The organism is Candidatus Peregrinibacteria bacterium, from assembly GCA_016220175.1.
Taxonomy (GTDB): Bacteria; Patescibacteriota; Gracilibacteria; order CAIRYL01; family CAIRYL01; genus JACRHZ01.
On record JACRHZ010000010.1, the window covers coordinates 1 to 14,074 of the forward strand.

General features: G+C 40.6%; 9 protein-coding genes, 1 tRNA gene and 2 rRNA genes. 11 read left to right on the top strand and 1 reads right to left on the bottom strand.

The window, feature by feature from the left end; genetic code table 11:
• The 5 genes from HZA38_00960 to HZA38_00980 form a co-directional block, all read left to right on the top strand.
• Positions 1 to 109, top strand: a 109-nt coding sequence (locus tag HZA38_00960) for an IS30 family transposase (protein ID MBI5414069.1), incomplete at its 5' end; no start/stop codon positions are given.
• A gap of 499 nt (positions 110 to 608) precedes the next feature.
• Positions 609 to 1,259 carry a methyltransferase domain-containing protein gene (locus HZA38_00965; GenBank protein MBI5414070.1) on the top strand — a complete coding sequence of 217 codons (651 nt, stop codon included), beginning with the start codon at positions 609 to 611 and terminating at the stop codon, positions 1,257 to 1,259.
• A 376-nt stretch (positions 1,260 to 1,635) separates the two neighbouring features.
• On the top strand, positions 1,636 to 2,418 hold the full coding sequence (locus HZA38_00970) for a slipin family protein (protein ID MBI5414071.1): 783 nt from the start codon (positions 1,636 to 1,638) through the stop codon (positions 2,416 to 2,418).
• A gap of 93 nt (positions 2,419 to 2,511) precedes the next feature.
• The gene (locus tag HZA38_00975) at positions 2,512 to 3,099 is read left to right on the top strand and encodes a HupE/UreJ family protein (GenBank protein ID MBI5414072.1); all 588 of its coding nucleotides are present in this window, start codon (positions 2,512 to 2,514) and stop codon (positions 3,097 to 3,099) included.
• A 35-nt stretch (positions 3,100 to 3,134) separates the two neighbouring features.
• Positions 3,135 to 3,452 carry a hypothetical protein gene (locus HZA38_00980; protein ID MBI5414073.1) on the top strand — a complete coding sequence of 106 codons (318 nt, stop codon included), beginning with the start codon at positions 3,135 to 3,137 and terminating at the stop codon, positions 3,450 to 3,452.
• Between the two features lie 18 nt (positions 3,453 to 3,470).
• Here the strand turns inward: HZA38_00980 and HZA38_00985 are convergent, their stop codons facing one another.
• Positions 3,471 to 4,481 carry an undecaprenyl diphosphate synthase family protein gene (locus HZA38_00985; protein ID MBI5414074.1) on the bottom strand — a complete coding sequence of 337 codons (1,011 nt, stop codon included), beginning with the start codon at positions 4,479 to 4,481 and terminating at the stop codon, positions 3,471 to 3,473.
• A gap of 171 nt (positions 4,482 to 4,652) precedes the next feature.
• Between HZA38_00985 and HZA38_00990 the strand changes: the two genes are divergently transcribed.
• The 6 genes from HZA38_00990 to HZA38_01015 all read left to right on the top strand — a co-directional run bounded on the left by HZA38_00990 (position 4,653) and on the right by HZA38_01015 (position 13,939).
• Positions 4,653 to 4,730, top strand: a tRNA-Ala gene (locus tag HZA38_00990).
• 79 nt (positions 4,731 to 4,809) lie between these two features.
• The gene (locus HZA38_00995; protein ID MBI5414075.1) at positions 4,810 to 5,553 is read left to right on the top strand and encodes a sulfite exporter TauE/SafE family protein; all 744 of its coding nucleotides are present in this window, start codon (positions 4,810 to 4,812) and stop codon (positions 5,551 to 5,553) included.
• A gap of 365 nt (positions 5,554 to 5,918) precedes the next feature.
• Positions 5,919 to 9,892: ribosomal RNA gene (locus HZA38_01000) — 23S ribosomal RNA — on the top strand.
• Between the two features lie 249 nt (positions 9,893 to 10,141).
• A 5S ribosomal RNA gene (rrf, locus tag HZA38_01005) occupies positions 10,142 to 10,257 on the top strand.
• Between the two features lie 83 nt (positions 10,258 to 10,340).
• On the top strand, positions 10,341 to 11,414 hold the full coding sequence (locus HZA38_01010; protein ID MBI5414076.1) for an S-layer homology domain-containing protein: 1,074 nt from the start codon (positions 10,341 to 10,343) through the stop codon (positions 11,412 to 11,414).
• 155 nt (positions 11,415 to 11,569) lie between these two features.
• Positions 11,570 to 13,939, top strand: coding sequence for a hypothetical protein (locus HZA38_01015; GenBank protein MBI5414077.1), 2,370 nt, complete (start codon positions 11,570 to 11,572; stop codon positions 13,937 to 13,939).
• The last annotated feature ends 135 nt before the right edge of the window (positions 13,940 to 14,074 follow it).

Genomic DNA, 14,074 nt, shown 5'->3' on the forward strand with positions numbered 1-14,074 from the left:
CAAAGTATCAGAAGAAAAAATCTATGCAGTACAAGAAAAACTCAACGACAGACCAAGAAAATCACTTCGATATCGTACTCCAAATGAAGTCATTTCTGATCTCCTCTAGGGGTGGTGCTTATAATCCTTGAATTTTCCAAGAAGTTTTTTGGGGTTTACAAAGAAATAATAAAAAGTTTACAATTGAAAGAAGTGTTTCCTTGAGTCTTCGCCCCTGAGAGGCTCAGACCCCATGATTCCTCCTAAATTGCTTTTACTCTGTTTTATTGAATAAATACACAAAAAGCAAAACCCCAAGTGCCGTTACGACATTCCAAATAATTAATCCGGAAATGAAATACCCAATACTCAGATAGTTAGACGTTAGCTCGACATCCGCGTGCAAAGAATACTTCATAAATAACTCTCTCACCGGCGGATAGATTGCTACCCCAGCGTAGCAGACAGTATAGACGATACTTATCCATGCCGAGGAAATTTTCAATGCGCGTTTCGTGTGTATCATGGCGAAATTGTATCGTGTTTTTTTGAGAACGCAAGAAAATCCCGATATATTTTTTCATACAATACATGATATGATCAGAGCACTTATTTGTAGGAATCGAGATATGAAATATTCACTTGAAGACATTCAAAAAACGTATCGCGTATGGGGACAACATCCATTTTTTTATAAATTTGCTTGTATCATCACATTTTTAGGTCAAGAAAAGAAACTCCGAAAGTTGGCAGTTGAAAAACTGGAACTGAAACAAGGCGATACAGTACTAGACCTTGCTTGCGGCACAGGCTTAAATCATAAATTCCTAGAGGATGTTGTCGGATCTGACGGAAGAATTATTGCATTTGATTATTCGAATGAAATGCTTACAGCCGCGAAACAAAGGGCAAAAGAAAATAAATGGAATAATATAGTTTTCACACAAGGGGATGCCGCAGAGTTGTCGCTGGATACAAAAATAGATGGAGTACTTTCAACATTAGGTATGAGCGCAATCCCTGAGCATAAAGAAGCCATTAAAAAAGCCGTCGATGTTCTCAAGGACAACAAAATAATATCAATATTAGACGCTGAACTTCCATCTGGCTTTTGGAGTATTTTTAATCCAATTATTGCCTATATATATAAGCATTGGGCAAGCTGGGATTACACGAAAAATATCCCGGAGGATTTGCGACAATTGATGAGTAATGCAAAAATAGAACGTTACAATGGAGAAACAATATATATTACTTACGCGACAAAGAATGCACTCTGAGAAAACATCGTACAACATTGGTTAGCCGGTTCGCTCGCTTAAATAAATCATTTTCCATACTATGCAACTAAAATCAACAATCAAATGCCCTTATTGTGGCTTCGAGAAAGAAGAAACAATGCCAAGAGATGCATGTCAGTATTTTTATACATGCAACAATTGCCACAAAGAGCTAAAGCCGCAAACTGGTGATTGTTGTGTATTTTGCTCATATGGTTCCAGCAAATGTCCACCAAAACAATCGAAAAAATGATTTTATTTTTGATTGGTTGGTTCAAAAAGAGAGAATAACGCGAGCTGCCTCAATCCACTTTACAACTTTCCTGAAAACTCTATGCTCTCCTCGTTGTTGTTTAATATTTTTTAACTCAAAAACATGAACACATTTATTTCCGGAATTCTTCCATTCCTGGTTCCCATTTTTATATTTCTTGTTTTACCGGGATTTCGCGTCGTCCAGCAATATGAGAAAGGCGTCGTGTTTCGTTTTGGGAGAATCATTTCGACAAAAAATCCTGGACTCAGTTGGATAATTCCCTATATCGATCGGATGACAAAAGTTGATCTTCGAACGATTACTTTACCAATTCCGGCGCAAAAAATTATTACAAAGGATAATGTTTCAGTTGATATTTCAGCCGTCGCGTATTATCAAGTGGTGGACGCGGTGAAAAGTATCGTTGCTATCGAAAACGTGATGAGTGCTATCAATCAAATTGCGCAAACAACAGTGCGAAATATTGTGGGCAGATTTCAATTGGATGAAGTTCTTTCAGAACGAGATGAAATCAACAAAGAAATCCGCGTTGTCTTGGACGAGCGCACAGAACCATGGGGCGTAATTGTTTCTGTTGTGGAAATCAAAGATATCGAGCTCCCGGAAAATATGCAGCGGGCGATGGCGAAACAGGCAGAAGCGGAAAGAGAAAAGAGAGCGAAAGTCATTGCGGCAGAAGGAGAACTTCTCGCGAGTCAAAAACTGGCGGAAACAGCCGATGTTATGGCGGCGCATCCGATTGCCTTGCAGCTCCGAAATTTGCAAACAATGGCGGAAATCAGCGTAGAAAAAAATTCAACCATCATCTTCCCAGCACAATTCATGGGAACAGTTGATGATATTCGAGCATTTATGACGAAGGAAAAAGCGGTGAAATCATAGAATAGCTTATAATACCTCTGCTCGACAAAGTCTCCGTCAGCTAACGCCATAAAAAGTTGAAAGTACTAATTACATTTTTTCATCTCACCGTACATGAAATCAAACTTAAAAATTCTCGCGCTATTTATATTCGTGCTTTTTGCAATGCCCATGACTGCCCATGCTCACCTTATTGGCGGTAATGGGCTTGAAAGCGGAATCACTCATCCTTTTTTTGGATTAGATCATCTGCTCGCTATGGTTGCGGTGGGGATTATCAGTACTCAAATTGGTGGAAAAGCAATTTGGAAAGTGCCGACAGTTTTTGTGTCTTTTATGGTTGTAGGCGGGCTATTCGGGATTGAAGGATTTCAGTTTCCAATCGCCGAAACCGGTATTACTGTATCTGTACTTGTTTTTGGAGTATTTATTGTCTTATCAAAAAAGATACCAGTGAATTGGGCGATGATTTGCGTTGCTTTATTTGCCTTATTTCATGGACATTCCCATGGTGAAGAAATGCCACTCATTGCAAACGCAGCACTTTACACTATTGGCTTTGTATTCTCAACAACATTGCTCCACATCATGGGCGTGCTTATTGGTCACTATGCTCGAAAGACAGAATTCACATTGGAGCTCCTTCGATATTTAGGAGCTGGAATGAGTGGGATCGGACTCCTTTTTCTCTTTGGTTTTTGAGAAAAAATATGATAGCCATGTAAATACTACAACTTATGAACTGGAAATCATTCTTCCTCCCTTCTCAACTCTTGTGGAAAATATTTGGAATTATTTTCTCTCTTTTTGTCTTATTGTTCGGAATCGGCATTGCGATCGGAAATGAGTCTCGTTTCGTCATGTATCTGGTGTATCCACCACTCATTCTTGCAAATCTCTCATATCTTCCGGTATTTGAACAATGTGATGTTGGCTTTATCTGCATTCCTTCGCCAAGTATCTTTGGATGGTTCGTTGTTGTTCTGAGCTATTTGCTTCTTTCATACATCATTGCATTTTTCGTATCAAAAATAATTCTTTCTTCCCGAAAATAGAGATTTCGGAACCATCGTTCACTTCCCCATCCTTCTCTCTCCGGTCGCAAATCGGTGTATCTGCGCAAGCAGATCTTGTTTTGTGATCGCCGGCAAACATTTTTTCTCGCTCAGAAGATGACAATTTGCATCGCAAGGTCTATTTCCTAGAAATCCCGAAAATCGGTCATCCCCTCCTGTTCGAATTGCCGCATCCATTGGAGTTATTATCCAAGATCTTTTTTGAATTTCCCGAGCGTATTCTCTGTCACTCATTTTTTCAATATCTTCATGACTTTTTGAAAGGGCAAGTTTTCGTGCCGCTCTTCCATACTCCAATTCGCTGTCATAATTAATACACAGATGAATAATAATTCCATTATTTTCTTCTGTTTGCGTTTCTAAATCTCTGAGCAAATCTTGAATATCCTTGGGGAGCCGCTGTTTTTCCCCAGCATGTCTGTATTTGAATTTGTGTTCTTTTGCAGATTCCAATAAATCCTTGTGCCCATCTCGTAGAATTTTATAAATATTTTCTAATTCATCTTTATCCCGAGAATCCAAATTACTGCAAGACAAAAGGTAAATACTGAATTCCGTGATCTGCGGAATTTTGACAATGAGGGAAAAAATTGTGTCTTTAATCCTTTTGAATCCTTCTTGATGTCCTATCGTTTTCAAAAGACCATTTGCTTTTGCCCATCTCCTATTTCCATCAGCAATAAGACCAAAATGAAATCCTTTCTTTCCTTCATCTTTCAATTTTTCCAGAAGGAGAGTTTGTACCTCTTGAATTGATATTTTCTCTTCTGGACAAGCAGTATCGTCACAATCCTTTGCTTGGGAAGCCATAAACGCCCACAATCTTTCTCGAATTTTCCAAGGAGAATGACTCGTGGTGACGAGATGATACATTTTCTCTGCAACATCCTGATCACCATAAAATAAATCCCAGATTTGTTCTCGAATATGAAAAGGTGTTATTGGCTGAAATACTGGCTTCCGAGAAAGAATGGATATAGCAGCATCATGTGGGCTATGTAAAGACATACATTGAAATAAAATTTTCTTGATGTTCTAAAAAATTGTTCAATATGTCAACAGCGAATCCATTGCAAAAAAAATAAAATGGTGTCGAGTATAAGTTTAAAAAAATCCTTGCAATTCTCCTCCGCTTTTTATTACAATCCTCCAGCTCATTAAATTCTCCTTCCCATTTTTGGGGCATTAGCTCAGTTGGCTTAGAGCGCCTCGCTTGCACCGAGGAGGTCATCGGTTCGAACCCGATATGCTCCACCATCCTTTGCTTGCGAAGGATGGTAAAAAGAGAAAATTTTACATCGCAAGCTTCGGATGGCAGGTCATTATTGAATTCTCTATGGAGTTTATATTTATTCTCGTAACTACTTTCGTTGCGACAGCCTTGAGCGCAATGTCGGGCGGTGGTTCTTCGATGATTATTTTACCGGTATTTTTGTGGTTAGGAATTCCTTTCCCATTGGCTACTGCAACACAAAAATTAAGTGCTACATTTTGGGTTTTGCCAGCAGCGTATAACTATTTAAAGAATCGAAAAATTAACTGGCGATTTATAGTGTTATTTTCAGGAATTGGACTATTTGGATCCTATTTTGGAGTACTTCTCGTTTTAAATTTAAACCAAAGTCTTGCAAAGATTATGATCGGCGCTTTTGTTCTTCTCCTTGTTACACACACATATTTTAAAAAAGATTTGGGATTAAAAGAAAAAAAAGGACATTCGAAATACAGGCAATTCATGGCGTATCCTTTTTCAATACTCCTCGGTTTTTATGAAAGCATTTTTGGGGCAGGAAACGGAATTGCATTTGCGATAATATCTTTTTACACTCGTGGCTTTGATTTCATCGATGCGCTTGGATATTATTTCGCGATTGCGTTTCCGTGGGTTCTGTTTGCTACAGTAATTCTCATGGGAAAAGGATTTTACAGTTTCCCAATTATGGTTCCTGCCACAGTTGGATCAATTCTTGGTGGTTTTGTTGGTTCAAAATATGCTATATACAAGGGGAATAAATTTATTAAAAATGTTTTTGTAATTATTGGTGGGATACTGGGAATTAAGTTGCTCATTGGATTTTAAATTTTGTCGAATTTCCCGAGCGTAGTTGAGGAACAAATTGAATTTAAAATGAGAGCTGAATTCCTCTCCTTTCTCATTAAAATTTTCCCAAGAATTTTTCTTGACTTCCATTTCTAAGCGAGTAGAATTTCCCAGCTACAATTGGTCCCTTGGAAATTTTTAGAGCTTCACGAGAATCAAAACATCCGTTTTGTTCTTCGGAGCTCGAAAAATTCGGGCCGCATGGTCTTTAATATCATGGGCATTAGTAATGTGATCAAGAATTGTATATATTCCTGAGAAAAAACTCATCACTCTCACTTGGAAGAAAAGGTCTTCCAGAGTCGAGAGAAAAGCTTTGTCTGTCAATCAAGTATGATACAGCAAAGAAAAAAACGGGCATGTAATGGATGCCTTGACTCTTAGTTCCGATGAAGGACGTAGCAATCTGCGATAAGCCTCGGCGAGTTGATAAGCGAGCATTGACCCGAGGATCTCCGAATGGGGAAACCCTCTTCGAGTTATGTCGAAGAACAGATGGCCGAATATATAAGCCATAAGTGAGGATACACAGCGAAGTGAAACATCTCAGTAGCTGTGGAAAAGAAATCAAATATGAGATTCCCCTAGTAGTGGCGAGCGAACGGGGACGAGCCCAAACCCGCACCATTTTGTTTTCGACTTCGTCGAAACCAAAATGTAATTTTTAATTTTAAATGTAAAATTTTTAAATAAATCTTAATTTCTAATTTTTAATGTTTCAACATTTGAATTTAGAAATTATTTTAAAATTTAAAATTTGAAATTTAACATACCATTTTGTCGAAGACAAAATGGTGCGGGTGTTGTAGGACCTCTATAATTCGTATATTCGTATAGTCAAAGAGTGCTGGAAAGCACCGCCATAGAAGGTGATAGCCCTGTAGGTAAAATACGAAAATACGGAGTGAGTGTTCCTGAGTATGGTCGGACACGTGTAATCCGGCCTGAATCTGGGGGGACCACCCTCCAAGGCTAAACAGACTAAGAGATCGATAGCGTACTAGTACCGTGAGGGAAAGGTGAAAAGAACCCCGAAAGGGGAGTGAAATAGACCCTGAAATTATATGCTTACAAAGAGTCGGAGTCCGCCTCGGCGGATGACGGCGTACTTTTTGTAGAACGGCTGAGCGAGTTAGATGTATGTGGCAAGGATAAGGGAGTTATATCCTGGATCCGTAGCGAAAGCGAGCGTGAATAGCGCGTCAAGTCGCATGCACTAGACCCGAAACTGGGTGAGCTAACCATGGGCAGGCTGAAGCATACGTAATAGTATGTGGAGGGCCGAACCATAACATGCAGCAAGATGTTGGGATGACCTGTGGTTAGGGGCGAAAAACCAATCGAACCCAGAGATAGCTGGTTCTCTCCGAAATAGCTTTAGGGCTAGCCTCGAATGTTAAACTATGGGGGTAGAGCTCTGTCAAGACTAGGGTCCTCCACAAAGGATACCAAACCTTAACAAACTTCAAATACCAAAGTGCACCATTCGGGAGTCAGACGGTGACAGCTAAGTGCCATCGTCAAAAGGGGAACAGCCCAGATCGCCATCTAAGGTCCCTAATGTACGTTTAGTGGAAAAGGATGTGAAAGTGTTTAAACAGCCAGGAGGTTGGCTTAGAAGCAGCCATTCCTTTAAAGAGTGCGTAACAGCTCACTGGTCAAACGCTTTTGCGCCGAAAATGTAACGGGGCTCAAATGTACAACCGAAGATGCGAGTGTCCGCCTTTGGCGGACGTGGTAGGAGAGCGTTCCTGTCTGCGTTGAAGTCGAACCGAAAGGTTTTATGGAGCGGCAGGAAGTGAAAATGCTCAGATGAGTAACGAAAATGCATGCGAAAAACATGCACACCGAAAGACCAAGGTTTCCCATGCAACGGTAATCGACGTGGGGTTAGTCGGTCCTAAGACGAGGTCGAAAGACGTAGTCGATGGTCATCCGGTTAATATTCCGGAACCAGAAAAATTTCGCAAAACACAATGGGAGTTGAAATTAATCTGAGGTCCCGACGCAAGTCGGGATCGAGGAGCAATGGATGCTCTCGGCGTGAGAAGCGGAAGGACACCTTTTGGTATTTAGAGCCTGTTAATGAATTCAGGTGCAAGTGTGTAGACGTTGAGGCTTGTAGGCAAATCCGCAAGCTGAGTCGAAACATGATGCCAAATGTTCGGACGCGAGTCTGAATGAGTCTAAAGATCCAAGGGGACGAGAAAATTTTCGTTTTCGAGAAATTTTTCTGACCGTACCGCAAACCAACTCAGGTGGTCGAGTCGAGTAGACTCAGGTGCTCGGGATAACTAGCGTTAAGGAACTCGGCAAAATAGCGTCCGTAACTTCGGGATAAGGACTCCCCGCTCTCTTCCTTAAAAAAAGAGGTCGGGGCGCAGCTAATGAGCCCAGGCGACTGTTTACCAAAAACACAGGTCTCTGCAAACTCCGAAAGAGGAGGTATAGGGGCTGACCCCTGCCCAGTGCCAGAAGGTCACGAGGATGAGTGCAAGCTCTGAATCTAAGCCCTGGTGAACGGCGGCCGTAACTATAACGGTCCTAAGGTAGCGAAATTCCTTGTCGGGTAAAATTGTCGGAAATTGCCCGAGTACGATAGTGATATCGTACCAGTACATTGGCTAATATCGGGGAAAGCTAACCCTTGATTCTGAGAAAAGAATCACGGTATGCTAATCCCGAGGCAATCCCGCAGCGCGGGAAGCCGTAACGACTGATTCGAAAGATGAGGTACGACGTAACGTCGGACAATACGCCAACTCTTATTTACAAAGGAATCTATGAATTTTGCTTCTTATATTACTGGTTTTTCAGATGGAGAAGGATGCTTTCTGGTTTCTTTTAACCAGAGAGCAAAGTTCAAAACAGGAATAGAAATTCGTCCAAGTTTTTCCATTTCTCAACACATGAGAAACAGGAAAATACTTGATGAAATTCGCTCATATTTCCAGTGTGGTGGTGTTCGCTTTTCCAAAAGCGATCAGAATTATAAATTTGAAGTTCGAGATCTGGATGATCTGCTTCAAAAAATTATTCCCCACTTTGAAAAGTATGAATTGAAAACCACAAAAAAATCTGATTTTTTTGTATTTGCTTTTATCTGCTCACTGATGAAGGAATCAAAACATTTGAATCCTCATCATCTCCGAGAGATTATCAATAAAGCATATACTATGAATCCATCAGGAAAAAGAAAATATAAGCAAACAGAACTTCTAAGGATTCTGGATAAGATGAAGAGATAGTCTAATCAGCCTCGAAAGAGGTCGCAAACATCTGCTTGATGAAAGGCAGATTTCTCATATGAAGTTCCGACCCGCACGAATGGGGTAATGGTCTAGGCACTGTCTCGACGCTGGACCCGGTGAAATTGCAATATCGGTAAAAATGCCGATTGATCACGGTTAGACGGAAAGACCCTATGCAGCTTTACTATAGCTTGACATTGGGGTGAGGTATGTCTTGTGTAGGATAGGTGGGAGACTGTGAACTTCTGACGCCAGTTGGAAGGGAGTCATCCTTGAAATACCACCCTTGACGCACTTTACCTCTCACCCAGCCCGTAATCAGTTTTCAATGAAAATTTACTTTTACGAATGAATTTTAATTCGTAATTTGTAATTCGTAATTGACAATTGATTCCGGGTTGGGGACAGTGTTTGGTGGGTAGTTTAACTGGGGCGGTTGCCTCCTAAAAAGTAACGGAGGCGTGCAAAGGTTGGCTTGCCGCGGATGGAAATCGCGGTGAAAGTGTATGCGCATAAGCCAGCCTGACTGCGAGGCCCACAAGCCGAGCAGAGACGAAAGTCGGTGCAAGTGATCCGGTATCTCCATGTGGACGGGATATCGCTCAACGGATAAAAGTTACGCTAGGGATAACAGGCTGATCAGGTCCAAGAGCTCACATCGACGACCTGGTTTGGCACCTCGATGTCGACTCATCGCATCCTGGGGCTGTAGAAGGTCCCAAGGGTATGGCTGTTCGCCATTTAAAGCGGTACGTGAGTTGGGTTCAGAACGTCGTGAGACAGTTTGGCCCCTATCTGCCGTGATCGTTGGAAAATTGAGAGAATCTGTTCCTAGTACGAGAGGACCGGAATGGACGAACCTCTGGTGTGTCGGTTGTACCTGTCAAGGGCATCGCCGAGTAGCTACGTTCGGAAGGGATAACCGCTGAAAGCATCTAAGCGGGAAACCCATCTCGAGATTAATTTTCCCTATTAGTCCGCTTCGAGAAGAGGAGCTTAATAGGTGGTAGGTGTACGCACAGTGATGTGTTTAGCCGAGCCATACTAATGGACGATTGTTCTTTATTGTATCGTATTCGTGATGCCTCCAAGAGTTCATTCAGGATTTCTTCGGAAATTTTGAGTTAGATTCTTGGAGCATGACAGGCAAAACTTTTCTCTTGAATGAGGAGAAACTCAAGGAATATGCAATCTGAAGATCACAGAATAATTTTAGATTCTAAGTTTTAGATTTTAGATGGAAAATAAATGCAAAATTTTATTTTTTATATAATAATTTAAAATCTAAAATTTAGAATTAAATAAAAAAGTCTTATCTTGGTGGTTATTGCGAAGGGGGTACACCTGATCCCATCCCGAACTCAGCAGTTAAGCCCTTCAGCGCCCATGGTACTTGGATCTTTGGTCCCGGGAGAGTAGGTCGCCGCCAAGATAAGGCTTTTTTATAAATTTAGAATTTAAAATTTATAATTTCTCCTGTATGCTAGCCGCGTTATCTTCCTCTTGCTGATTTCTATGAAAAAAAATTACATTCTGTATATTCTCATTCCAGTCATTGTCCTCTTACTCGGAATACTTCTGATACAAAGAACCCCCAAAGAAAGTTTGGAGTACGTTGCCGCTCTCACCGTTGATGATTGCAACGGAAAAAGTATTGGAGCGAGATGCGGAGGTGGTATTCTTGCCGAGACAGGAAAGAATGGGCTCATTATGGCAGAGAGAGATGCAGGAATTTTTGATTGGGATACAGCGCTTAAAAGCTGCCCTCAGGGCTGGGAACTTCCGATGGGAGACGAGCTTTTTAATATATATCAGAATTTACGCGGCTCTGGAGCGGATAAAGATGGATATTCTTCCAATAATTTTTGTGTTGCGAGTCAGGGGAAGTGCAGAGAAGATGACCCATGGTTCCCTTATCTCTATTGGTCGAGCCAGACGAGAAATGAAAAATATGTACACGCCATAAATTTTCGAGATGGGGTTCCGACCGATCAATTGCGAGGAGTAAATCTCTCCGCTCGATGTGTTAAACGTACCAATGTTGATTCATCCAGACCAAATAGTTTGTCGATAAATCCCTCTGACTCGCCTCGTGATTGGGCAGCAGAATACGTAGAAAAGCTTCGCCAGAATAAGATTATTGGTGCAGAAGAAGATTTTGCTGGTGACCAAGCAATAAAAAGGTCAGAAGCGGTGAAAATTTTGGTTCTCGCTTCAAAAGTCGACTTGAGACAAAGTGTACTCCCCTTCTCTGATGTTTCGAGTGAAAATTGGTATGCTGTGTATTTGAAAACAGCGTATGCCCTCAAATGGATTTCCGGGTATCCCGATGGGACATTTCGTGGAGAAAATACACTCACACGGGCAGAGTCTACAAAAATTCTTATGACAGCGGCTGGAAAACGAATTGATGGAGTGACAACATCTCCATTTCCCGATGTTCCGAGTACACACTGGTCTGCTCCTTTTATTTCAAGTGCTGTGAATTTGGGACTTGTTTCTGGATACGGAGATGGAACGTTCCGTCCGAATGATCTCATTACCAAAAATGAATTCGCAAAACTTGCAGTAGTGTTTTTTGGCTTGTAGCAATCGTCATCCTTCGACTTCTCCGCTAAAGCGGACTCACTCAGAATGACGTTTTCTGCAAAAATTCATTGAAATTCAAATAATATTTTGAGACAATATCAATGTTTCCTTTTTATGAAAAGGAATTATCGATATTTCTTTTTCTGCAAAAACTCATGAAAATTGCACTTCTTTGTGGAGGTCCGTCTCTCGAAAGAGGAATTTCTCTCAATTCTGCGAGGTCTGTTCTCGATCATCTCGAGAGTGAAGAAATTGAGATTGTCCCCATTTATTTTGATCACAAAAAAAATGCATATCAGATTTCCACCGCGCAACTCTATTCCAACACTCCATCGGATTTCGACTTCAAACTCCAAGAAACCGCCAAACCACTTCCGAAAAAACAACTCTTACAACTTTTAAAGAGTACAGATATTACATTTCCCGTGATTCACGGTCCATTTGGAGAAGATGGAGAAATTCAGCGATTTTTGGAGAGAAATAAAATTCCATTCGTCGGCTCCCCTTCTTCAGCGTGTAAAAATGCTTTTGACAAACATCTGGCGAATGAGTTCCTTCGAGAAAAAGGATTTTTCACAATTCCCTCTGCTGTTCTCAAAATTTATCACAAAGATCATAAGCAAATATTGAACATATTTTTTGCTCAACATAAAATAAAACGCGCTATTGTAAAACCTGCAAGCGGCGGATCAAGCGTTGGAGTTTTTTCCGTGAACACCGTGTCAGAAACGCTGGAAAAAGCCGAATATCTGTTTTCAAAAAGAATCGATACACGAGTTGTAGTGGAACCATTTTGTATCGGAAGAGAATTTACCACTATTATTCTCCAAAATCGTTTTGGAATGCCTGTTGCAATTCTTCCCACGGAAATTGAAATGGACTACTCGAAACATCAGGTTTTTGATTATCGAAAAAAATATCTCCCGACAAATCGCGTGAAATATCATTGCCCTCCGCGTTTTGACAATACCACTATCGAGCGAATTCAGGTTCAGGCAGAACAGCTTTTTCAGATATTTGGAATGAATGACTGTGCTCGATTTGATGGATGGGTTCTTCCTGATGGAAATATTTGGTTTTCTGATTTTAATCCAGTGAGTGGAATGGAGCAGAATAGTTTCCTCTTTCAGCAATCTTCACGCATCGGATTTAGTCATGAAGACCTCCTGAGATACATCGTGAAACATGCGTGTGCGAGGCAAGGAGTGCTGTTCAAAGATCAAAACTCAAAGAAAAAAACTCAAAGAAAAAAAAAGGTGAAAGTAATTTTTGGAGGGAAAACTGCAGAAAGACAGGTTTCACTTATGAGCGGAACAAATGCGTGGCTGAAGCTTCGAAAATCAAAAAAGTACTTCCCGCAGCCATATTTTTTGGATATTCGGAACAACGTTTGGAAAATCCCCTATGCACTAACGCTGAACCACACTGCTGAGGAAATTTTCTTCAATTGTGAACATGCTGCGGCAGATGAAGAGCGTCTCCGATTTTTGGAGGAAAAAGTGCGACTTCGTCTCGCTTTGGAAGACGGAGATATAACTGCTCCATTTTTTCTCCCTGAAAAAATGTCTCTGGAAAAATTTTTAGAAAATACAAAGTTTCTCATGATTGGACTTCACGGAGGGATTGGAGAAGATGGAACTCTTCAAAAAATGCTCGAACAAAAAAACATTAAATTTAATGGTCCGGATTCAATATGTTCGAAAATCTGTATGGATAAATGGGAAACGGCTCAGAAATTGCAAAGACTTGAAACACATGGAATTTTCACTATTTTAAAAAAATCTGTTCAGCTTTCGAATTTTCAGAAATTTTCAAAAGAAAAATTTGTGGCATTTTGGAAAGAGCTCACGATTTTTCTGGGAACAAGGAACATTCTTGTGAAACCGCAATCTGAAGGATGTTCTTCTGGAATCGTGCGACTCAGAAATGGAGAAGATGTTCAGAAATACACAAAGCTCCTCATCAAAAATGCTCCAGAAATTCCTCCCGAAACATTCGCAGGGCAACAAAATCCGATCGAACTCCCGCTTGAACGAACAGAAAAACTTCTTTTTGAAAAATTTATTGAAACGGACACTATTCGCATCAAAGGAAATAAACTCAAGTGGATCAAAAAAACAGGATGGATTGAGCTTACCGTCGGTGTCTTGGAAGAAAAAGGAAAACTTCGTTCTTTAAATCCAAGCATGACCGTCTCAGAAGGAGCGGTACTTTCTGTTGAAGAAAAATTCCAGGGCGGAACTGGGATTAACATCACTCCCCCTCCTCGAGAAATTATTGCGCCAAAAATATTGGAAAGAATAAAAAAATCGATTGAAATTGTCGCAAAAAATTTGGGAATTCAGGGATATTCGCGAATTGATATTTTTGCGAATGTAGAGAATGGCGATATCATTGTGATTGAGGCGAATACGCTTCCAGCACTCACGCCTTCGACTGTACTCTTTCATCAAGGGCTTGCGGAAAAACCTCCGATATTTCCGAGGGAGTTTTTGGAGAAATTGATTGAAAATAAAGCATACTAGTATAATTTCCAATAAATAATTTCATGTATAGTGTCTCTGTAGTTTTTGGTCAGCATCTTGCTTTGTGAATTTCCATTGAATTGTTGATAGACTTTGATTGCGTTGTTTTTGCCAGGCAGATAACTCCTTTTTGAG